This window comes from Coriobacteriia bacterium, assembly GCA_034370385.1.
Lineage (GTDB): Bacteria > Actinomycetota > Coriobacteriia > Anaerosomatales > PHET01 > JAXMKZ01.
The window spans coordinates 1-22,367 of the sequence record JAXMKZ010000040.1; the positions used below are offsets into that span (position 1 = coordinate 1).

The following is a 22,367-nucleotide window of genomic DNA, read 5'->3' on the forward strand; positions in this document are numbered from 1 at the left end:
TCGCGCTCACCTGAGGGCCGAAAGGGGCCTCTCCGCCGAAGCGCTGCGCCCGCGAATTGCCCGCAACCTCCTCGATTCCGCCCCAGAAGACCGCAAACCCCCGTCGACCCGGAGACCGACGGGGGTTTGTCAGCAGTCTGATTGTGCCGCCACTGGCGGCACAATTGACGTGGACCAACATTACCGAGCTTCTCACCATCGACGAGCAGGGTAAACGCGACTACTACATGGCCATGTCCGCCCACGAACGCTGGTCGAAACGTACTCTGCGCGCGAAGGTCGACGGCAAGTTGTACGAGCGAGCCGTCCATGCTGCGGGAGGCTGTGATGGCATCACAGTGGGGCTGGCGGCGCCGGGCTCAGTTGATACTACCAAGCCGGAGATGGCGTTTAGAGACCCGTACGTTCTCGACTTCCTCGGCCTTGATGCGAGGCACAGTGAAGCGGCTCTGGAGCAGGCGATCCTCGACGAGATGCAGCGGTTCCTGCTTGAGCTGGGAGCCGACTTCTGCTTCGTCGCGAGGCAGAAGCGAATCGTGGTTGACGGCGCGGACTTCTACCTGGACCTGCTCTTCTATCATCGAGGCATGCGATGCCTCGTGGCGATCGAGCTCAAGGCGCGCAAGTTGGAGCCGGGAGACAAGGGCCAAATGGAGCTCTACCTCCGTTGGCTTGACGCCCATGAACGACGCAGCGGCGAGGAGCCACCGGTCGGCCTCATCCTATGCGCGCGGAAAGGGCCGCAGCAGACAGCACTTCTCGGTTTGGATCGGGGAGAGATCCGTGCGGCGCAGTACCTCACAGAACCGATGTGCGACGAGATGCAACGGCGACTGGCTGCGATCACGGAAGCAACGAGCGGGGAGGTGTAGGGGACGCCGAACTCGATGGCGACTCCGCAGCCGTCGGGGATCTCGGCGGTGTTGAGCACCTTGTACAGGTACTGCATCGAGTTGGTCCACGAGCGGGCCTCGCGCGGGTTGGCGCGGTGGACGCGCTGTTCGAACGCCTAGATGATGCGCGTGGTGATGGCGTCGTTGTCGACGTCGTCCATGAACTCGCGCTTGGTGGCTTGGTAGACCAGCATTGGTGGCTCCGAGGGTGGGAGGGGTGCCGGGATGAGGAAGGCGGAAGGGGGGCGGGGTGAGCCGCCCCCTCGGCGTTTTCGCCCCCCAGCTCCTCGGCAATCGCCCAGCCTCTCGCCTTTCGATGCGATTGTGCAATCACTGATTGCACAATTGATACGCTGGCGAGTGCACGTGCGGTGTTGCAATATGCGCATAATACGTAAATAATTACGCATATGGAGGCAGCATGAACACCAAGTCATCTACAACACTGCGGTATCTCGAGGCGCACGAGGTCTTCACGCTGGAGGAGTTCCTCTCGGACGTGGACGTGACTGCTGCGGAGCGCACGCGCTACGAGAACCTGCAGAACGCGGTGGAGCGCGGCCAGGCTTATCGGCTGAAGCGCGGTCTCTACGCATCCAACATCGGCGTGTACCGTGATCGGGTCCCCAACGTCTTCCTCGTCGCGGCGAAGGCGGCACCGGACGCAGTTGTCTCGCACCACTCGGCGCTCGAAGCGCATGGCGTGGCGCATTCGCCATTTCGAACGGTGTACTTCACCTCGATGCACAGGGTGGGGGCTTTCGAGGTGCGCGGTTACCGGTTCCGTCGTGTGGCGCCGCCCGCCGTGTCAGACCCTCAGGCTAGTCTCGATGAGTTCCAGACACGCCTGAGGGTGGGGGAGGCGATCGTTCGCGTGACCACGAAGGAGCGGACATTGGTGGACTGTCTGCGTGACCTGCGTCTAGCGGGTGGGCTGGAAGAGCTGCTCCGCAGTCTGGGCGGCTTCACTTCGATGTCGGCAGAATCCGTAGCTTGGTACCTGAGCCTTCTGGACTCTCCCACGTTGACCGCTCGGGCCGGGTGGGCGATGGAGCATTACGCGGAGAGCTGGCGCGTGGATCCCGACGTCTTGGGTGACATGCGTGAATCTGTGGGTCGGGGAACCTATCGGCTTCAGCCGGGACGCTCGGATCAGGAGTTCGTGTCCGAGTGGCGCCTCTACGTGCCGAAGGGTCTGCCGCTTGGAGAGTGGGTAGCGGGATGACGCGGCCCATTCTCACGCTACCCATTGGCTTCTCACCTCAGGTAGTGGACAGGGTGGAACGCCTCCTGGAGGTACTTGGTGCGCTGCGTGAGGATCCTGACCTTGGTGACCAATTCGTGCTGCACGGCGGCACCGCTCTCAACGTCTTCCACGGCGAGATCCCGCGTCTTTCGGTGGATATCGATCTCATGTACGTCGGGGAGATCGATGTTGATCGCATGCGTGAGCAGCGCCCGCGAATTGACGCTCGGTTTCGCGAGGTTGTGGGAGCGCTTGGTTACTCGGTTCAGGCGACCAACGATGAGCACAGCGGGCGAACCTATCGGGTCAAGTACCCAGGCGACTACCTCAAGGTCGACATCAGCTATCTAGCTCGGGTCGCCCTTCTGGATCCGGAGATGCGCTCGTGCCAGTACGCCGACCCTCCCGCCGAATACCCTGTGGTCCAGTTGCAGGAGCTCGTCGCCGGAAAGGTCAAAGCGATGATAGAGCGGGATGCGGCTCGGGATCTCTATGACCTGTACCGTATGGCCGACCTGAGTCCAATGGCGTTCGATGATCCGCTGGCTCGGGCGCTGACGATTCGCTCGCTCTGTGCCGCCGACCCGTTCCCTTTCGTCACCGATCCGGTTGCCGCCGTCCGCAGACTTGGAGGTACCGTCCGCGATTTTCTCGAGCCGCTGGTTGCGGTCCTGCCCGTCGACCAGGTACCTGACTTCGAAACCATGCTCGACGCCGTCGCCGGATGGCTTGAACCTCTGAGTCGTAAGACAGCAGCAGAGCAGGAGTTCATGATGCGGCTGGGTAACGACGCAGAGTACTGCCCGGAGCTCCTCTTCGCTGAGTGGCCGGAGGTGCTCGACCGCGCCGAGGCAGATCCCGTGATGGCGTGGAAGCGACTCAACCTCGAGCGACGACTGGCCGGTCCGAGTCGGGGCGATGCCGACTGATTCCCCCCGATACTGAGATATTGTCGCCACTGGCGACAGTATTTGACTTGGGCCAGTATCTGCGAGGTCTTCACCGTCGATGAGCAGGTCGATCCGGGCTTCTCGGACGGCTTTGTCGGAGAGCTCGATCATGCGCGCGTAGGGCCAGGCTTGGTACGAGGGGTTGGGAGTCGTTGCGGCGACCACACTCGCACTGCTTGAGCTCGATGATGACGGCGGAGTCGGTGGCGGGGGGGGGACTCGGCGATGCCGTTTCCTCGGCCGGTGAGCAGGAAGTCGATGCGACTCGAGGTGTAGGGGACGCCGAACTCGATGGCGACGCCGCAGCCGTCGGGGATCTCGGCAGTGTTGAGCACCTTGTGCATGTACTGCATCGAGTTGGTCCACGAGCGGACCTCAGAGGCGTTTGCGCGGTGGATGCGCTGCTCGAACGCCTCGGTGATGCGAGAGGTGATGGCGTCGTTGTCGACGTCGTCCATGAACTCGCGCTTGGTGGCTTGGTAGACCAGCATTGGTGGCTCCGAGGGTGGGAGGGGTGCCGGGATGAGGAAAGCGGAAGGGGGGGCGACGACCGGAAAGGCGCTGGGACTTGGGAGTCGCATCTTCACTCTGTGTGGCGTAGCCCTCAGCCTGTGGGATGCGTCGCTCCCTGCATTGATGGATGGACATGTTCGCCGCTTGCTGCGAACATAACCCAACCGTTCAATGGCGAACGATGCACTGCGCGCGACTGCTGCAGTCGAGACTTAAAGGGGATTTCATGGGGCTGTTCGGACCGCCAAAGGAGTTTCGGGAGCGCACCTTCACCATGCCTTGTTCGCAGGCAGAGGCGATCTCCGTCTTGAGGCAAATCGTGATCCACGACGGTTCGCGTCCGTTCGGCAAACCGCTGGATGCGTACTACGCTGATGTAGAGGCAGGCTCCCCCGATGCCGGAAAGCCGCGCCTTGTTGAATCAATCTACGTTGAAAGATTGGATTCCCAGGGCTTCGTGATTGCCGCCGGAAACAGGACGGCTACATATTGGAAGGTGCAGCTCCAACTCACGGGCGACAACCCAGTGCAGGGAACCTTCGGCGCAATCGAAGCAAACGACACGTTCCACTGGGGTTTGAATGTGCTCGGGATGGTGCACGCCCTTTCGACTGCCGTCAGTAAGGTGGGTGGCTCCTTGGGCAAGTGGCCCCGCTAGAAGGAGCGGAGTCCGTAGTCGTTGTCGACGTCGTCCATGAACTCGCGCTTGGTGGCTTGGTAGGCCAGCATCGGTGGCGCCGCGGGTTGGAGGGACGGCTGGGTTGGGGACAGCGGAAGGAGGCCGGGGGGCGCAGTTGGCCGCCACAGGATGGGCCCCCGACCTGACGGCTCGGTGGTGGGCACAGTCTGCACAGTCCCCTGCCCTTTGCAGCGCTTCTGACGCTCTCAGGCGAGTCTGGTTAGCCCAGTACTTGAGGGAATGCGGGGTTTCGGCATGCATGCCCTGGACCTGGTGCTAGCATCTAGGAGGTGCTTGGGTGGCCTATGCCGACTGGGCAGGCTTACGGAGAGTCATGACTATCTAGGAGGCAACATGGGACTGTTCTTCAACACGCCCGAGGTGGGCACTTTCAAGTCACCACATTCAAGAGAAACCGTCATGGAGTTGCTCGGTCTTGCGCTGGTTGACTACCTGCCCAATCATGCGGTGGTCGTCTCCGAACCGCCGGTGATGGATGGCCTGTACATCAGCGAGCTGACCGACACTCGCCTGGTTGCCACGGTGGGCAACTCCGTTACCCTGCACTACTCTCTGATCGTCGATCTTGATCAAGACGGTGCAGGAACAAGCGGGCACGTCTACTTTGACCGTAAGAAGGATCGGACTAACCATCCTTGGGCATTCACCCAGGTCAAGATACGAATTCTTCGAGGCATGCAGGACAATCTCCGCAGTTCTTCTGCCACAATCTCAGGAAAATGGGATGTGACCTGACCCATTGGTCCGTGCTGCGGCCACGCCCGTGGTCCCCTGGACCGGCCGGGCCTGCGGTCGCCCCGAAGCGCCATCCGCCTGCTGTCTACGACGCCTGCCGAGATGGTAGCGCCGTGTGGTCCGTTCCTCAGCGGTCATCCGCTGAGCTACAGCACGCTACCACAGCGCCCGCAGAGCCATTCGCTCGCGCCAGCGCGGTAGTCAGCGGGGTCGTAGGGCGTGCCACAGGTTGCGCACACTGGCATGCCCTGCGTAGCACTTCGCGTGGCGTCCATCGCCTGCCGGGTGGCCTCCTCGAGTAACGCCTCGTCATCCTCGGTCGGCCATACGGCGTCTGCGGGCCGCGAGGATGGCGACGCGCCATGGGTCGGAATAGGAAAGCCGCAGTCCTCGCACTGAAAGACCGGCAACGTCGCCTCGTGCGGCTCTAGCTCCCACTGCATCCCGCACTCGGGGCAGGTAATCTCCACTTCAACGGCAGGCGCTGGGATGTCGTGGCCGATCGGTGCAAGGGGCTCTCGACCGATTGGTGACGACGCTAGGGGCGAACGGGGCTCCCAACTGGTGTTGAATTCAAGGCCGGCCGGCATGGCTGGCAGCACAGGCTCCACTTGGAGGAGGCCGTCGCTGGCCGATGTCCCACTCCGATGAGAGGCGAGCAGCTCCTGTTTGAGGGCGGTGAACTCATCGTCAGTCAAAGCGCCACTCGAACGCAGCGCCGATAGGCGCTCCAGACCCGCAATCACATCATCCATCGTCACGTTCCATCTCTTTCGCCGTACCCTGTTCGATACTTCGCACCACGCTGTCTCCCAGTGTACAGTTCCCGCTTCAGATTCTGGGCTAGACGCATGGCGTGCGTCTCAGCCGCATCTTGGGAGTCTCCAGTTCCGTTGCGGGGAAGTGCGCAAAGTGGGCCACGTGTCGCTCTCAGAGCCCTGCGGCCGCTAACCCACGCTACCTCGCACAATGCTCACTTCCGCGACGGCGGACGTTCCATTAGACTCGACTGACGCAGGTTCCGTCCTGCGCCGTGTGTGTGAGGGATTGGCGGCACTACCTTGGGGGAGGGAGTCGCTTTGGGGCCTTCTGAAGGGTTGGTCGACATCGCGTTCTCGGCCGCCCCACTGCCTCATGGGAACCGGTTGGACCTTCAAGAGAAGGACGAGCCCTAATGCCAGTTGCTGACATCATTCAGTTTCAAGGTCCCATCGACTCACTGGTTTGGAAGAGCCCGGTAGAGAACTTCAACTCTACGACACAACTCATCGTTGACGAGACTCACGAAGCCATCGTGATGATCGAGGGCCGAACGGAGATCTACGCTGAGGGCCGGCACACGTTGGCGTCTCCCAACATCCCTGGTGCGGAGCCGATTCAGAGGCTTGCCACGGGCGGTGACACTCCTTTCACGTGCAAGGTATTCTTCGTCGATAAGGTCCACGCCATGGATCTTCGCTGGGGGACTTCGGCGCCGATCGAAGTAGAGGATCCGGTCTACAAGATCCTGATTCACGTGATGATGAACGGCAGCATGGGCTTCGTCATAGATGACTCGATGAAGTTCGTGCGCAAGTTCACCGGCTTCCAGACGCAATTCGACTCCGAGGCGCTCGTCAAGAAGTTCCGCGGCATCATCTCGACGTTCGTCAAGGACTGCATCGCGCGCATGATGACCGAAGGCGGAATAGGCTACTACGGCATCAACGCATACCTGCGCGACATAGGCGATCTCCTCGGAAGCCACTTGGTGAAGCAGTTCGATGACTACGGAATCCGGCTCACCTACTTCAATGTCGAGGACATTCAGACACCCGCAGCGGACACGGCAGTGCTCGCGCAGGCCAAAGCGCGGCAAGCGGGACGCGTCGTGGAGGGCTACAGCTGGCAGCAGGAGCAGCAGGCTGAGATAGCGAAGGGCGTTGCCAACAACCAAGGTTCGATGGGCGACGTGATGGGCGCGGCTGCTGGGTTCATGGTGGGTGGCGCGATGGGCGGAACAGTGGCCGACGTGGCTCGTTCCGTGTTGTCCGACAGCTGGAACAAGTCAGACTCGCCGTTGAAGGGCGATCCGGACGCTTCGGCTGGCGGGCAGTCGACCCCAAAGCCACCCACGGGCCGCTTCGACGTCCAGGGCATCTACGATGGCCGTGACAAGGCGGAAGCCAAGCCGGAGGCCGAGGCGCAAGAAGACGATTCTGCACCCGCGCCCAGTGCGAACTGCCTGTTCTGCGGTAAGCCACTCGCCCCCGGCGCCAGCTTCTGCGGATACTGCGGGAAGCCGCAAGGCAGAACGTGTGATGCGTGTGGGGCCACAGTGACGCAGCCTGGACAGAAGTTCTGCGGCACCTGTGGTGGGCCATTGCCCGAATAGTTGGCCGGACGTAGAGGGTGGGACCGATGAGCGAGAAGCAAAGCAAGGCGCCGCAATACCTTGGCCTGGTGGGCGTGATCGTCTTCGCGCTGTACTGCCTGTTCGTATTCATCATCTTTGATGTGAACGATCTCGAAGACGCGACTGTCTTCTGGATGTCGTTTGGGTTCATGTGTGTGGCTTTTCTGGCGCAGCTTGCGGCTCCGGCGTTCATGGCGCGCAGGGCGGGACTCGACGCCGTGTTCTTTGGCATACCGGTCATATACCTGAGTGTCTTCTACTTCTTCGCCGAGCTGTTTGCCAGCGTCGTCTTCATGACCTTTCAGGGGGTTGGATGGAAGGCGGCCTTGCTGGTTCAGGCCGCATTGTTGGCCATCTTTGTGGTTGCGGCAATAGTGTCGGTTGTCGCGCAAACGGAGGCGCAGAACATCAGCGACGAGCGCCGTGTCGAGGCGACCGCATTCAAGGCGCAGTACGTCGATGTCCAGACGATGGTCGATCAATGTGTGGACCAGTCATCGGGCGACTTGAAGAGCCAACTCGAACACCTGTCCGAGACTATTCGGTACTCAGATCCGTTTGGAAGGCCAGACGCGTCTATCTCGGAAGTTGAATCACGTATCTCCGCCAAGACCGAGGCACTCAAGGGATTCTGCGAGGCTAGCGATACTGAGGCCGCGAGCGGTGCAGTGGCCGATCTCGAGAAGCTCTACATGGAGCGTCGGCGCAGACTCCTCCTTGTGAAGTAGGGCGGACCGCAGTGGCAGTCAGCTACACGAGCCTGAAGTGTGACTCCTGCGGCGGGACGCTGGAGCACAACAGGGAGCGGAGGGTGTGGGTCTGCCTCTACTGCGGTGGAGAGATGGTGCGCGAAGAGAACTACGATGGTCAGTTTTCAATCAAGTGGGTCGCTCGCCAGGCGCTGCTCTCGGTGGCCGAGCGCGACATGAAGGTCGCGGAGGCCCACCTCGTCGAGTGTTCCAAGATCGACCCGCTGTATGTGGGCACCACGATAGCTCGGTTGGCGCACAGCGTGGTAGCGATGTCGATGGCCCACGGCCCTGAGGCGCAGCGGCGACTCACAACGCAGATCAGCGAGTACTATGCGGCCCTGAAGAAGACTCCCCTTACGCCTGGCTCAGACGAGGACAACTTCTACGAGAGTCTTGGCTCATCTGACGCGTATGGCGTTCTCGCGCTTGTCTTCGATACGGTTGGTGACGAAGAGCGGGAGAAGTTCGTCGTCGCCTTGATCGACCCCGCGAGTGTCTACTCGGGATCTGCTGCGAGGGACATGGTCGGCTACTCGCTTTCGGAGGGCAACTTCGCTCTGGTCGATGAGCTCGTGAACTCACCGGCAGAACTCGACTGCGACTTCCTCTTCGGCCAACTACTCGGCCGCTACCCGGACTCCGAGCGCAAGCCGGCGAACATCAGCCGAGTGGTCTCGGGAATCAAGGGGACGGAGGCCGCCTGTGCCGTGCTTGACGACTATCTGTTGTCCACCTCGGATTGTCTTGCGACGCGCCTAGCAATCACACGAGCGAGCTTCGGCGCAGGCATCCGGCCCGGCATAAATGCGTGCCTGAACTCACTTCTGCCGCTCTGCTCCTTGGAAAGCGAAGCCAAAGAGGTGTTTGAGATGGCGTGCGGCGGCCGACTCACGGATGAGGATGTTGCCCGCGTCGTGACCCACTGCGCCGCGTCTGCGAGAGCGAACTTCGCTGTGCTGGGACTTGAGGTGCTGAAGGCATCGGGACAGTTTGTGTCCCCCAGCCAGTCAAGCATCGTGGTTGTCTTGTCGCGGACCGACCTGACGGTGAACGAGAAGACCGCGGTGCTCAGCCAGCTCTGCAGTTCGGGTCAGCCTGATCGCTTCCGGCAGAGTGTGATCAGCGTGTACCTGCGCGAAGGCGCGCCGCATCCCGACCGTGCGGCGTTGGTAGGCTACCTCGTGGGGACAGTGGACAGTCTGAACCCGGTCTTTGTTGAGGACTATCTGATGCATTTCACTGCTGATGGTGAAAGCAAGAGCGTGATTGTCGATGCTCTACTGAGCAAGAACGTGAACGCGAACACACTCAAACGCGCGCTCTCCAACTACCTCGCTGCGTCCCCCGATGGCCCCGACGTGACGCAGGGCGTCATAGGCGTATTCGCGCGGCGCGGACTGGTATCAGCTGATATTGATGTAGTCTCGCTCGTCTGCCGCGCGAACGACATCGCTCGTGCACTGGCTACCATCAGGTCGATGAAGGCCTCTGGTTGGCAGCCCGGCCCCAGGAGCTTGGACAGCTACCTGATTGCGTGTGCCAAGGGCACGCCATATGCGCCGGAGTTGTCCAGCGAGCTGTACAGCCAGGACAGCACGATCTCCTCGGAAGCATTCAGCACGTATGTGCTCCGCTGCGTCGAGGCAGATGCAACCAAGCCGCAGTGGGTTCGCGCGCTGGCTGCTCGCGCGGGTGGCCGAGCGGGTTCTATCAACTGCCGCATCGGGCACTTGGACCGTGTGGTGGGTTGTACCCTGCTGCAAGCGTACCTGCTCACTGCGCCAGACCCTGAGCCAGTGGCCCAGGCAGTGCTTCAGGAACTGGACGAAGTAGGCGGAGCTGCTCAGCTCGCTGTCGCTGTCACCGATGCCTCAGGCACCAAGGCGATCAAGTTCAAGAAGTACGTAGCGGCGAACAAGACAGCTCTTTCGGCCGCCGCGATCAAGTACTGCGACACACACGGACTGACGGGCGGGTTCTTCTGATGCCCACGGTCTCGCCTACGAAGTCGCTGGCGGACGGGAGAACCGCTTCGGCCGAAATCTTGGAGATCACGGCTCTTCCGTACTGGGAGCTGGTCAGTGAGACCATCGCCGGGGCAGCCGATGCGATTGACTCGTTGTTTGCGCGACTGGTCAATGATCTTCACCGGCGGGACGACTCGGGCGACACGTCCGCTGAGTTGCTCTTTGTGACAACCCCTGCCAAGAACCAGACCTATCGTGCCCAGACGCGCATCTTCTTCATCGTGCGGGGGATGGGAGGCGATTGTGCGGAGCTTGCAGAGCGGCTGGCGGTCATCATCAAGAACGCGGAGTTCAGTCTCAGGGAAGGCGGATACGCCGTCGAGCGCCTGGTCTCAGACGCCCAATGGAAGTCGTTTAGTGATGTACTCTCTTGCGTCAGCGACGAGACTATCTCCGCTATCGCTCGCCAGGAGCGGGTCGTTGGCGGCCAAACGGGAATCGGACTGTACTACACCGATGTTGTGACACCAGCGATTGGCGACAACTTCGCGCTTGTCACGAACACTCTTAGTCAGTGCCTGAATTCGGCCGTCAGTTTGCAGCTGATCCCCACGAGGTACTCAGAAACGGAACAGCTGGGCATCGCGCAGCGCCGAGCCGTTGTCGACGCGGTGCGAGCGCAGATTCTCATGACGCCGGGCGCGGTCGTGCCCAGTACGTATTCCGACGCAGCAGTCTCCTACGTGGACTTCGTCGATTCACAGAAGGAGAACATCTACTACTTCAACTTCCTGGTGTACGCCCCTTCTGCGGACGCTCGCACGCTTGCCGGAAAGCTGATGGATCTCATTCAGGCGGACACGCAGGCGGGCAGCAATGCTCTGACGGTTGTTGACGTCTCAGGCGCAGGATTCACCCTGGCTGACGGCTTCACGGTGTCGCCATGGATCCACAGCAACCGGCTCGTATATGACACACGCGAATCGGGTTTCTGGGAGGCGCAGGGAGCTCCGATTGACCTGATACGCATGAAGTACCTGGCAACGTCGCAGTTCGTGCGGGCGGCATTCAAGGCGCCGTTTGATGACGGTAGGATCATTGGGCTTGAGAGCAAGAGGTCGCACTCGACCAGGGACAAGCTCCACCAGACGGTTCTTGCGAAGGGGAGTTTCCGTATCGGAGACATTGTGGACGCCGAGAGCGCTGACGCGACGTCTGCTCAGGCGGGAGTGCCGCTCAACGACTTCGCTCGCCACGCGCTCGTCGTGGGTGCCTCGGGCTATGGCAAGACGAACTTCGCCCTGGGGATGCTTCTGCGGTTTTGGCGGGAGTTCAACATCCCGTTCCTCGCAATCGAGCCCACGAAGACAGAGTACCGCTCGCTGATCGATGCAATTCCCGAGATCAACATCTTCACACCAGGCAAGAACGACGTATCTCCCTTCATCATCAACCCGTTCGTTCCGCCGCCCTGCGTGACGATCGAAAGCTACGTGCCGAGCCTGATGACCGCGTTTAACGCGGCTTTCGATATGCCCGACCCGCTGCCCGGAATCTTCCGTGCTGCCATCAATGACTGCTACAACCGCTACGGGTGGAAGTCGACAAGCACGCTTGACGACCCACATGTCCAGCGCTTCGGCTTCTACGAGTTCATCCGGGTGTTCAAGGAGCGCGTGCGGCGCCTCGACTACCAAGGCGAAACCAAGAGCAACATCGAGAGCGCTGGCGTTGTGCGCCTTACCTCACTGATCGAGCAGAACCCTAACATCTACGACACGATCAATACGCTCCCGATTGAGGACCTCCTCGCCAAGCCGACAATCATCGAGTTGAACGCCATCGGCGACAAGGAGCAGAAGTCGCTGCTCATGGCCCTTCTGCTCGTTTCGCTCTGCGCGTATACCAAGAGCAACGCTACGCTCGACGGCAAACTGAAGAACATCTTCCTCATTGACGAAGCGCACGTGCTTCTCGGCAGTTCTTCAAACCAGAGTCCGGATGCGCGCAGCTCGACGGTTGAGGCGCTGGAGGACATGATTGCTGAGGTTCGCGCGTACGGTACCGGAATCATCATCGCCGACCAGTCACCCGCCAACGTCGGTCGCAACATCATCGCGAACACCGACATCAAGGTGATGTTCCGTCTCGTTGAGCGCCAGAACCGCGACATGGTCGGCGGTGCAACCAACATGGAGCCGACCGACGAAGCCATGCTTGCGCAACTTGGCACCGGTGAGTGCCTTCTGCACTATGGGCGGCTCAATGCCCCTCTACACGTCAAGGTTGACGACGTGCAGTCGGTTGCTCCCATGGCCCGGTCCGTTTCTGATGCTCGTGTTCACGACGAGGTCGACTTCTGGGACACTCGGGCCATGCTGCTCAGGCCGTTTCGAGAGTGCGCGTTCAGCAGGTGCTGTAGTGAGGGGTGCGATTTTGACACACGCGTCGACGCGGATTTCTTGGCCTCGCAAATCGCAACGTTCTATCTCGACTACTTGTCTGATTGGGACAGGATCAAGGAGATGCTCCTCTTCCGAGTGGCCGGCGCGGTTGAGTCGCGTATGCAACAGGTCCCGGGAGTGAATCCATCTCAACGATTGCGCGACTGCGCGACAATCAAGGTGCTTCGAAAGACGCTCTTGGCGAAGAGCGTCGCGGTTGCTGACGCAGAGGTCTTTGGCGTACTGAGGGACGAACGCGTGATGCCGCACCAAGCCGTGGAAGTCGGCGAGAGATCAAAGGGGGAGTCGAATGGCTGACGATGGCGAAGCTCAAGAAGCCCAGATGCTCATCAATGAGATCAACCGGACAGTTGACGCCTACAATCGCGAGGTAGTTCGACATAACCAGTTGGTGGAGGAGATCAACTGGCTACGCGCGGCCGTCGCAGCAGTGATTCCCGTCGCCGCTGTGATGGGCGAGGCGGTGCATGAGGACCTCAGCGGGCTGGCAGAACGAGTCAAGGCCGAGGAACTCAACGCAGGCGAGCTGTTCACTCTGCTTGAGGATCTGTCGCAGCGATACTTCACCTACAAGAACCTATCGACGGCCACCAAGAACATCACGCAGTTCACCGACGAGTACTACAGGGTTTTCGGGTACTACCATGAGCTGCGCCGTATCACGTTGGGATACGTGGTAGGACTCGACGCGCATATCGTCTCGAGCGAAACCGCTCGCAAGAAGGTCGAGAAAGCCTACCTGCAAAACAGCGAGTACTGGCTCACCTACTGCATCGCCAGCACCATGCTCTGGGCGGCTGACGAGAAGGAGGCCGCAGAGCGGGGGGTGAGCAAGGCGCTCTCGCTCGACCCCGCCAAATCAAGCCTATTCTTCCTGTTGGTGAACCTGCGCTTCTCGCGGCTGGATTCGGCTGTCAAATGGTACACGAACTACTTGGACAGGGTTGATGCCAGCAAACTCGGCGAGGACTGGCAGTACCTGCTGCAGGCGCATCTATCCGGAGCGTTCGGTGGTTCCCACGAGCTCGAGGCGCATGCGCGCGAGCGGTTCAACGAGATGATCGCCCAGGTCCAGGTAGCCAACATCGCCTACGACAGGGACGTGGCAGCGCGAGCCCGTGCGTACGCCGAGGCGTACCCCGAGGCAACCGACTTCCCGTTTGGGCTGTTGCGCGAGTACAGCACGGACTTCGGGGAGCTGCGCCACCTGCTGAGCGTCGCCGAGCGCAACACACTGCTGGCCGAGGAGTTCACCAAGATCGCGGCCGAGCGAACACCCGAGGGCGAGAATCTCGCCATGATCATCGAGGACACGCTCTACAACCTGATTGAAGCTATGGACGGTGGCGAGGAGAAGCTCTACAAACGCATCAAGTACAACGAGCTCATCGTCGCGGCTAAGGGAGATCTCGCGCTGGCCCAGGCGGCGTTCGACGAGCGCTACGCAGTCGATGGTGGAGCCACCTTCGGAGAACTGCTCATGCGCTGGGCGTTCTCGGCAGGCGACGTGCGAATCTCGCCGCTGATTAGGCACTTCTCAATCTCGCTGCTCAAGGATTGGATGGCTGCCGGATTCCGGAGTTACCAAGAGGACTACCGACGGCGCGAGAAGGAGCGCTACGAGATACACGTGGCAGAGTGGTCGTTTGAGTGCTCCGAGGACGAGGTCGACCTCGCTGTACAGAAGTATGAGGAGCACTACAGCAAGAACAAGTGGAAGGACCTCGCTAAGGACAAGTTCGTGCTCATTTGGGGGGGCGCCTGCGCACTGTCGCTGGCGATTCTGGTCTGGCTCCTTGCCACAAAGACATTCAGCGCCGCAGCGGTGGTAATTGCGGTGCTGCTCGGCATCAGTGGGGCGTTTCTGCTCTGGCGCCGCATCGTCGATCTTGACGCCGTGCTTAATGACAGGAGACGCGTCAACATAGAGACGATTCGCAAGACACTAGGTGAACTTGGTGAATGGCGCACGGCGTACAAGGCGGCTGATGCCGCATCCAGTGACCTCGAGCAGGCACTCGGGTTCTTCGACTAGGGATTCGTGGAGGTAGGGAATGTCGAACTCTTCGGCACTGATCAGCAACCTGGAGAATGTCATCGGATCCTTCCGCTCGGGCGTGCACGTGAGGATCGAGCAAGTCGACACTTCGACCGCGAACATCCAGGCGACAACTCATAGGATCTACGAAAGCGTCGCGCAGTTCAGACAGGACATGATTCAGAGTGAGGAGGTGCAGCTCGCTCACGAGAACGTCATTCGGATCGACCAAGTGCTCAAGGAACAGTTCGGCGATCACGAGACCGTGCGAAGGACTGTCATAGGCGTGGTGCGCGATTTCGACATCAACCTTGTGCGCAATACGACAATCCAAGAGCTCTCCGAGGAGCTTTGGATCACAAGTTCCCGCTACTGGCTGTCATACGCACTGATGGCCATCACCGCATGGGTGAACGACTACCCCGACGCTGCGCGCAACGCGCTCTATGAGGCAGCGCGGCGCGATCCGGTCAAAGCGAGCCTCTTCTTCACCCTCATGAATCTTCGGTTTAACCGGCAGCCGGCAGCGAAGAAGTGGTTCGCCGAGTATATGAGCACCCTCGACCCCACTTTCCTGCAGCAAGAGGCCGCCGTCATGCTTCAGGCGTTTCTGTCGGGGCTGTTTGGCCGCGACAAGGAGCTCGAAGACAAGCTAAACAGGGTCATCGCGTCGTGGGTTGCAATCATCAACGACGATCCGGCTGTCGAAGCAGATCTCGTCGGTTCGTACGGGGCCTACATCATCAACCTCCCTGCGCGCTCGGCGTTCGAGTATCCAGCGATCCGGGAGTTCTGTCAGAACTCCTCGGAACTCGAGGTCTCATACGCGCAGGTCTCCAAGTACCAGACCGTGCTCGATGTGATCGTTGCGATGGATGTCGAGGGCGTTGAGCAGACAGACGACAACTACAAGGCTCGGGCCGATGCGGTCCTGACCTCGCTGATATCGGACTACGACGCCGAGGAGTCGGAGCTTCGCAGCCAGCAGGAGTACTACGGACTGATCATCAAGAACAGCGGGGTCGTTGAGACAGCAGAACAGCAGTACCAAGAGATGCTCCGGCTCAAGGGCGAAGGCTTCAACATAGGTCGTCAGATGATCGGCTGGGTCCTGTACGACAATGACCAGGTCGATGCACAGGTGAGGAAGTTCGGGCTGCAAAACACCAAAGCGTGGTTCATCAGCGCGATAGGCAATTACTCGGCGGCGGTGAAGAACGCGTTTCCCGGAAGCTACCGCATCAAGGTCGATGTCTGGGAGGGCGCCTCCAATGGGGAGGACCAAGCTGAGCTGGTGGAGAACATGCGCGCGCACTTCAACGCCAACAAGTTCTCAATCATGTACGTCAACCCGCCGAACATCGTCGCACTCGCGCTGTTTGTCATCTCGGCAGGGCTTGCCTTTGTCAACCCCCTGTCGCTCGTTGTGACCGCAGCGGCCCTCGCGTTCCTGGTGTTCAACGTCCTGCGGGCCAACAAGAGCTACCCGGCTCGGATCGAGGCAGCGGTCGCGAATCTCACCGAGACCATGGAGCAGATTACCGATTTCAGGCGCTTCTACCGTCAAGAGAGCGAGAAGCGTGACCAGATCGTAGAGCGGTTGAACTTCATCTAGTGGTTCATCAGGGACCGACCGAAAAGTACCGACAGCAGGAGAGGAACTCGCATGTCTGACCAGACCAAGTCCGAGCAAGAACTCGCCGCTTCAATCCAAGACGGCGTGGCCCGCAACTTCGCACCGCAGCCGCAGGTCGCTCAGCAGGGAATCCAAGCTGAGCGCCTGAAGGACATGGAGAAGAAGCTGCCCAGTTGGAGTCTTGAGCCGCCCAGTTCATTCCTGGGAGAGTAAGCAGGACGGGCTCTTGAGACCTCCCACGACATACGCAGAGTGGTCCACGCTGCTGGATGAGTACGGCCGGCGTTCATGCGGCAGTGACATCGCCACGACCTTGTCGGAGGGGTCTCTTGAAGGTGGGGCTTCGTCGGCTCGCCGTCTGTTGGAGCGCATCGTCGAGTTCGAGAACGTCGCACTCTCTCGGCTTGTCAGGGGGCTCGAGAGGAGCCTCTCGATGTCCCCGGCTGCGGGCTATTCGGATGATGTCTTGACTCTGGTCCGGAGGTTCTCTCGCGACTGCGACGACCTGATGTTCTTCAGAGGGTTGTCCTTCATGCCTCCGGAGTACATCAAGGAACTAGATGAGGCTGTTGGTTCGCAGGTCTTGCACGTCCTTGATGAGTTCCTGCTCCACATCGACCGGGAGTCGGGGCAGCCGCCGCTGGATGATCTGAGATTCTACGTTGGCCGTCTGCGTCTCCGGTGGCAAAGGGGGGGTTGCCTTGGGCAACTTCGCTAGCACCAAGTCAGAGCTGCGTGACTTCGTCCTTGCGGGCACGCCGCTGGTGATTGTGAGTTCGGTCGAACGTAATCGCGTCGAGCGTATGCTCAAGGAACTCGTCGCGGAGAATCGCATCGACGTCTTCTACTACACAGATGCGAAGCAGGTTGTGAATCTGAGCGCGGATAGCACATCTGATGGCGGGAAGGATGTCTCCGGCGACCCCATGCCGTTTGTCAACGAGACGTTCTGCCGACGGCGCCACCTGACGTTCGCCCTTGGCGATACTCGCCGTCTTGGCGATGACAATCTCTACACACGCGAGCTTCTGGGCTCCATCTATCTGGCTGCCGAGAACCACAACACCCTTGTGGTTGTTGCTGCTGAACCGGTGTGGCCACGCTTGGCGAGATTCGGCCTAGTGACGCATCTCGACTTCCCGGACACAAACGAGCGATACGAACTGGTTCGGTCGTTCGCTGACTCCCAGAAAGGCGTCAAATGGGACGATTCCGAGATACGTCACGTCGCAACGTTGTTGCGCGGGCTGAGCGAAGCACAGATCAGCAACCTGCTTCGGGCAGCGCTTGTCTCGAATCAGGAGTTGGGGAGCGAGGACCTACAGTCGATCGTTGCGCGCAAAGAGCAGCTGTTCTCGGCAACGTCGAGCATCCAGCAGGTGCACCTCAAGCCAAACACCGCAGTCGCCGGGCTCGAGAGTCTGAAGAGCTGGCTTGCCGCGAAGAAGCGCGTCTTCTTCGCGCGCGATGAGGAGCTGGCAGACAGGGACCTTGAGGTTCCCAAGGGCATCTTGCTCGTCGGCGTTCCCGGGTGCGGCAAGTCATTCTCGGCGCGCATGGTTGCACAGTCCTGGGAGCTACCACTGTTCCGATTCGACATCGGCTCGGTCTACAACAAGTATGTTGGTGAAAGCGAGCGCCGTATGCAAGAGGCGCTCGACTACATCGACAATGTTGCGCCGTGCGTGCTTTGGATCGACGAGATTGAGAAAGCGCTCTCCATCTCAGACTCGGGCAACGATACCGGTCGGCGGATTCTGGGGCAGTTCCTGTTCTGGCTTCAGGAGTCGGAGGCTCGCGCGTTTCTAATCGCAACGGCCAATGACATAAGCCTGCTCCCGCCAGAGCTCTTCCGAAAGGGACGATTCTCTGACGTGTTCTTTGTCGACCTTCCTGACGACGAGGAGCGACGCCAGGCGATATCCGACTATCTGCGCAGCTCGCTGCACTTTGCTCCTGAACCTGGGCTAATGGATACATGCGTAGCAGCCACGAGGGACTTCTCATACGCCGACATCGAGTATGCGATCAAGGACCTCGCCGAACAGGTGGCGTTTGAGCAAGCAGGTGTGTTCGAACCGGAGTCGCTTCTCGTCGCATTCTCCAAGACCATTCCGATTTCAGTTCGCAACCCCGAGATGATCGAGCAGATCCGATCTTGGGGTTCGCGTCGAGCGCGGTCAGCATCGAAGAGGGAGCAGCATGGGCAACTATGAACTGAGGGCTAGACTCAGCCAAGAGCAGGCGAGGCTTGCCGAGATTCAGCGTCAGAACGCTGAGCTTGCCGCCGAGATTGCAGCAGTGTCAACCGCGGTGGGCGCGGCGACGGGCGTTCTGGCAGCGACCTCAAATCACATCAGCACGACCCTCGACACGGGAACCGCACGGCTCTCGAATGCCCATGAGACCGCGCTGGCCACGTACGAACTCCAGGGGCAGATAGGTTTCATCTACGAACGCCTAAAGCGTATGGAGCTGGCGAACAAGAAGATTCGAGAGTTGCAGAATACCCGCTACTACGACTTCAAGACGTATCGACAGGTGCGGAAGATCGTTCAGGGCATGATGGATAACCTGGACTTCAACATGGTCACCAATGACCTGCTGGAGAGAGCAATTGAGAAGAGCCATCTTCAGACTCCCGACTACTGGCTGACGTGCGTGCTGCTCGCGGTTGTTGCGTGGATGGACGACTCTCGGGAGCGAGCTGACCGCGCCATCAATCGGGCGCTCGAACTCGACAAGAAGCGGACCGCGGCCTTCCTGCTGGTATTCAACCTCCGCGTGCGGCGTGACGAGGCCGCAGTCGAGTGGTTCAGGGTCCTGAGGGCCCTACCGCTCGTTGGCGCCGACAAGTCCATGGTTCTGCTCTTCTTCTCGCTGCTGAGCCGAACGATCAGAGAGAGCGTGTCAGAGTCGACACGAGAGTCAATCGCGGCCTACGTACGCGAGTTGATGGACGGTTCCCTGGCGGATTCCGGTGTCACCCAGGAGATGCTTGTCCACAGAGTCGAGACACTGATGACCAACATGTGCTCAGAGTCGGCATTCGACTATCCGTTGATGGTCAAGCACTGTCCGACATGGGCGACGCTGTGGACGCCGCTCGTGATGGCTCGCAACAATGAGAAGTTGATTCGCTACTACGCGGCAATCATGGATGTAGGTGACTCGGCCACCAACGAGTTCCTGAAGGTCTACTTGGACGAAATCGTCGCCGCTCCGTCCGCCATTGAACAGAGAGTCTATGACGAGATCGAACGCAACGAGACCATCATTCGCTTTCAGGGCGACCTGGAAGCAGCCGAGGCCGATCACACCGACCGCAAGACAGCCGAAGCCGAGAGGTTCGATGTTGTCGACCAGATGTTCAGATGGGTGTACGAACCTGCGGGCGCGCTTGAGGCAAACGCGCAGATGCGGCTTAACATGTTCACTCTGCTCAAGGAACTCCAGCTCAAGGCGGCGGCTAGCTACATCCAGCACTACCGAGCCAGCTTCGTTTCGAAGGTCGAACTGACTGTGGACGACTTCACGGTTCTGGCTGATCTCGACAACATGAGTTCGGCGAAGGAATCGGCCAAGAACCACTGCGATGTCAAGAGAGCGGCCGAGCAGGCTACGGTCAAGGACACAGTCACCTACATTCTGATTGCAGCCGGTGTAGCCGTGGGCATCGCGGCGTTCTTCACCTCATTGTCCCTGCTCGGCGTAGGTGCCGCCGCCATTATTGGCGGCCTCGGCTACATCTACTACAACCGGTCCGAGAGAGAGAAGATCGGTCTGAAGTGGGACGGAATCACTAGGAACATGCAGGCGACACTCGATGATATCTCGGCCGAGTTTGCAGGCTACGCCCGTGAGTACGCCGAGTGGGATGTGCTGTCGGAGCGGCTGGTGGCTCAGTTGGAGTCACTGTAGCTGCTCCCAGGCTAAGGGGAGTGCCTTGGACGAGAACCACTATGATCTCGACCCCGAGACCGTCGAGCCGCCCGCCCCCTCTGGGCTGGATGTCATCGACACGTTCGAGCATGAGCCGGAGTCGATGCCTGAGATGCCGCCCGAGGGCTTCTTCCCCGTCGAAGGCGTGACCGAGCCGCCAGAGTCCTCGGATCTGCCCGTCATCGACGGGTTCGTCAACGACCCGGAGCCGATTCCGGAGGCGCCCGAGACGCCCACCGCGCTGGACGAGGCCCCACCTGCAGTCGATGTGTCCGACCTAGTGCCGGAGTCTGCTGACACTCCCGTGGAGGTGCCGACGGTGCCGGCAGACTACGAGGATCCCTTCCAGCAGATGGAGGAGATAAACCGACCGCCCGAGACCGCCGAGCCGCCCGCCCCCTCTGGGCTGGATGTCATCGACACGTTCGAGCACGAGCCTGAGTCGATGCCTGAGATGCCGCCCGAGGGCTTCTTCCCCGTCGAAGGCGTGACCGAGCCGCCACAGTCCTCGGATCTGCCCGTCATCGACGGGTTCGTCAACGACCTGCAGCCGATTCCGGAGGCGCCCGAGACGCCCGAAACTGCCGAGCTCCCCGATGCCTCGGGGCTGGATGACTGTGCCTCAGATCCCGAGATCCGGCCCGACATCACCGCCGCACCTGAGCTGCAGGAGATCATGGAGCCTCCTATTGTCGCCTACGAACAGGGAATCAACGATTTCGAGTTCCAAGGCACCTGCGGGCCTACCACTATTTCGAACTCACTTAACAGCCTGTTTGGCGGCTCAGAGTACAGCGAGAACGGTTGCCTTACCGTGGCCGTCGACAACGGACTCTGCTCAGTGACAGGTGACCCTGCCGCGTGCGGCGGCACTACCACTGAGCAACTTGTTGAGCTCTACCGCGAGATCGAACCCGAGCGGATCGATGTCGGGTGTTTCGACTTCGAGAACGCGCTGACTGAGCAACAGATTGCCGAACGACTTGAAAGCGGCAGCGTCATCAACATCGCCGTGGACTCAAAGACGCTCTGGGGTGAGGACTACGGATTCGATGCTTTCACCGATCAGGTGTTCACCGATCATTGGATCCAAGTCAACGGGGTGGAACGTAGCGACACTGGGGACATCACCGGATTCAGCATTGTCGACTCGGGCGGTGGCGTTGATCACGTCGATGCGACTCAGTTCCATGCGATGTATATCGGGACACCGGATCGGACGATCGCTGACCCCACCTGCATAGTCGTTTCGAGGAAACCGTGATTGCGTGCGGCCGCGGGTTGCTTGTCTAGGAAATGGAGAAGATGATGTCTGATTTCAAGCCCAGCGGTGAGGTGCGGGCACTTCACTCGAGCGAGATCGTGGGGGGTGTGAAGGTTCCCCACACCACCTCACAGCCGCTCATCAGGATGCATGAAGGGCGTGCTGTGATTGCCTCTTTCGCGTTTCTGTACTCTGCGGACGACATGCGGAGCGGATTGATGCCACGACCGCAGGTATGGCTCATCGCCGACATGGTGACGGGCGCAGTGCTTGAGCGCTACGAGTGCAGGACAAATGACTTCTCCAGCGAGAGTGCCGACTCCCGCTACTCGATTCGCTGGGAGCCGCCCAGTGGACTCGACGCGGAGTACTTCGAGGCCGCCTACGCGCAGCTGGACGCAGTCCGAATGGAGTACGCCGCCAGCGGAACAGTCAACATCGAAGCCTACAGGAGGTACTTCAACGCTATCGTGGACGCTGTTCCGCCGACGTACCGGGTCTTCTATCGGGACTTGGGCTCCCCGGATATGCTCTGATGCGTGAGCCCGGCCCCGGCGGGTTGTCCGAACGGAGGGGGTAGTCGGTTGTTCTGTGGCAGCTGCGGGAACTCATTGATCGACGGCGCGAGCTACTGTGCGGCGTGCGGGACTCCGGCGTCGGAAAGCGGTGCGGCGAGTCCGGCCGGACCTGTGGCTCCCACGGGCCCCTCGCACCGTAGGGACCTGCTCTTCACTGCGGATTACGCCGAAGTCGCACACCTATTCCACTCCAAGTCGAACACCGTAACGGCTGAAGCCGAACGGGTCGGAGCGAAGCGACGCGCTTGTGCATAAGTGTGACGAGGTGTTCGGCTTCAGGTCAACTTTCGCGA

At 60.4% G+C, this 22,367-nt stretch carries 19 protein-coding genes; 17 read left to right on the plus strand and 2 right to left on the minus strand.

From position 1 onward, the window contains the following. Window positions 1-143: 143 nt before the first annotated feature. From U1E26_08115 to U1E26_08125, 3 genes are all read left to right on the plus strand, one after another. Window positions 144-872, plus strand: coding sequence for a PDDEXK nuclease domain-containing protein (locus U1E26_08115; GenBank protein ID MDZ4169606.1), 729 nt, complete (start codon window positions 144-146; stop codon window positions 870-872). A 442-nt stretch (window positions 873-1,314) separates the two neighbouring features. Continuing rightward, entirely contained in the window at window positions 1,315-2,118 is an 804-nt protein-coding gene (locus tag U1E26_08120; GenBank protein ID MDZ4169607.1) for a hypothetical protein, read from the plus strand. 53 nt (window positions 2,119-2,171) lie between these two features. Further along, complete coding sequence (locus tag U1E26_08125; protein ID MDZ4169608.1) at window positions 2,172-3,068, plus strand: nucleotidyl transferase AbiEii/AbiGii toxin family protein; 897 nt, start codon at window positions 2,172-2,174, stop codon at window positions 3,066-3,068. A 128-nt stretch (window positions 3,069-3,196) separates the two neighbouring features. On the opposite strand, the gene U1E26_08130 is transcribed toward U1E26_08125, so the two are convergent. Next, window positions 3,197-3,580: a hypothetical protein gene (locus U1E26_08130; protein MDZ4169609.1), complete on the minus strand. Its 384-nt coding sequence runs from the start codon at window positions 3,578-3,580 to the stop codon at window positions 3,197-3,199. Between the two features lie 248 nt (window positions 3,581-3,828). On the opposite strand from U1E26_08130, the gene U1E26_08135 reads away from it, so the two are divergent. Together U1E26_08135 and U1E26_08140 are read left to right on the plus strand one after the other, a co-directional pair. Continuing rightward, window positions 3,829-4,260 carry a hypothetical protein gene (locus U1E26_08135; protein MDZ4169610.1) on the plus strand — a complete coding sequence of 144 codons (432 nt, stop codon included), beginning with the start codon at window positions 3,829-3,831 and terminating at the stop codon, window positions 4,258-4,260. A 375-nt stretch (window positions 4,261-4,635) separates the two neighbouring features. Continuing rightward, complete coding sequence (locus tag U1E26_08140) at window positions 4,636-5,037, plus strand: hypothetical protein (protein ID MDZ4169611.1); 402 nt, start codon at window positions 4,636-4,638, stop codon at window positions 5,035-5,037. 146 nt (window positions 5,038-5,183) lie between these two features. On the opposite strand, the gene U1E26_08145 is transcribed toward U1E26_08140, so the two are convergent. Beyond that, complete coding sequence (locus U1E26_08145; GenBank protein ID MDZ4169612.1) at window positions 5,184-5,792, minus strand: SHOCT domain-containing protein; 609 nt, start codon at window positions 5,790-5,792, stop codon at window positions 5,184-5,186. Between the two features lie 419 nt (window positions 5,793-6,211). Between U1E26_08145 and U1E26_08150 the strand changes: the two genes are divergently transcribed. The 12 genes from U1E26_08150 to U1E26_08205 are packed head-to-tail and all read left to right on the plus strand — an operon-like array spanning window position 6,212 to window position 22,032. Continuing rightward, a complete protein-coding gene (locus U1E26_08150) occupies window positions 6,212-7,411 on the plus strand; it encodes an SPFH domain-containing protein (protein MDZ4169613.1) in 1,200 nt (399 codons plus the stop codon). Window positions 7,412-7,437: 26 nt separating this feature from the next. Beyond that, window positions 7,438-8,160, plus strand: coding sequence for a hypothetical protein (locus tag U1E26_08155; protein MDZ4169614.1), 723 nt, complete (start codon window positions 7,438-7,440; stop codon window positions 8,158-8,160). 11 nt (window positions 8,161-8,171) lie between these two features. Next, window positions 8,172-10,169: a hypothetical protein gene (locus tag U1E26_08160; GenBank protein MDZ4169615.1), complete on the plus strand. Its 1,998-nt coding sequence runs from the start codon at window positions 8,172-8,174 to the stop codon at window positions 10,167-10,169. Then, on the plus strand, window positions 10,169-12,913 hold the full coding sequence (locus U1E26_08165; protein MDZ4169616.1) for a hypothetical protein: 2,745 nt from the start codon (window positions 10,169-10,171) through the stop codon (window positions 12,911-12,913). The genes U1E26_08160 and U1E26_08165 overlap by 1 nt, the downstream gene beginning before the upstream one ends. Further along, window positions 12,906-14,651 carry a hypothetical protein gene (locus U1E26_08170; protein ID MDZ4169617.1) on the plus strand — a complete coding sequence of 582 codons (1,746 nt, stop codon included), beginning with the start codon at window positions 12,906-12,908 and terminating at the stop codon, window positions 14,649-14,651. The genes U1E26_08165 and U1E26_08170 overlap by 8 nt, the downstream gene beginning before the upstream one ends. Window positions 14,652-14,670: 19 nt before the next feature. Beyond that, complete coding sequence (locus U1E26_08175) at window positions 14,671-16,269, plus strand: hypothetical protein (GenBank protein MDZ4169618.1); 1,599 nt, start codon at window positions 14,671-14,673, stop codon at window positions 16,267-16,269. Window positions 16,270-16,320: 51 nt separating this feature from the next. Next, window positions 16,321-16,503 carry a hypothetical protein gene (locus U1E26_08180; GenBank protein MDZ4169619.1) on the plus strand — a complete coding sequence of 61 codons (183 nt, stop codon included), beginning with the start codon at window positions 16,321-16,323 and terminating at the stop codon, window positions 16,501-16,503. A gap of 13 nt (window positions 16,504-16,516) precedes the next feature. Continuing rightward, entirely contained in the window at window positions 16,517-17,008 is a 492-nt protein-coding gene (locus tag U1E26_08185) for a hypothetical protein (protein MDZ4169620.1), read from the plus strand. After that, window positions 16,992-18,506 carry an AAA family ATPase gene (locus tag U1E26_08190; GenBank protein MDZ4169621.1) on the plus strand — a complete coding sequence of 505 codons (1,515 nt, stop codon included), beginning with the start codon at window positions 16,992-16,994 and terminating at the stop codon, window positions 18,504-18,506. The genes U1E26_08185 and U1E26_08190 overlap by 17 nt, the downstream gene beginning before the upstream one ends. Continuing rightward, window positions 18,493-20,211, plus strand: coding sequence for a hypothetical protein (locus U1E26_08195; protein MDZ4169622.1), 1,719 nt, complete (start codon window positions 18,493-18,495; stop codon window positions 20,209-20,211). Before U1E26_08190 ends, U1E26_08195 begins: the two co-directional genes overlap by 14 nt. Before the next feature lie 25 nt (window positions 20,212-20,236). Then, window positions 20,237-21,496, plus strand: a complete 1,260-nt coding sequence (locus U1E26_08200) for a hypothetical protein (protein MDZ4169623.1) — start codon at window positions 20,237-20,239, stop codon at window positions 21,494-21,496. Window positions 21,497-21,540: 44 nt separating this feature from the next. Continuing rightward, a complete protein-coding gene (locus tag U1E26_08205; protein ID MDZ4169624.1) occupies window positions 21,541-22,032 on the plus strand; it encodes a hypothetical protein in 492 nt (163 codons plus the stop codon). Window positions 22,033-22,367: the final 335 nt, after the last annotated feature.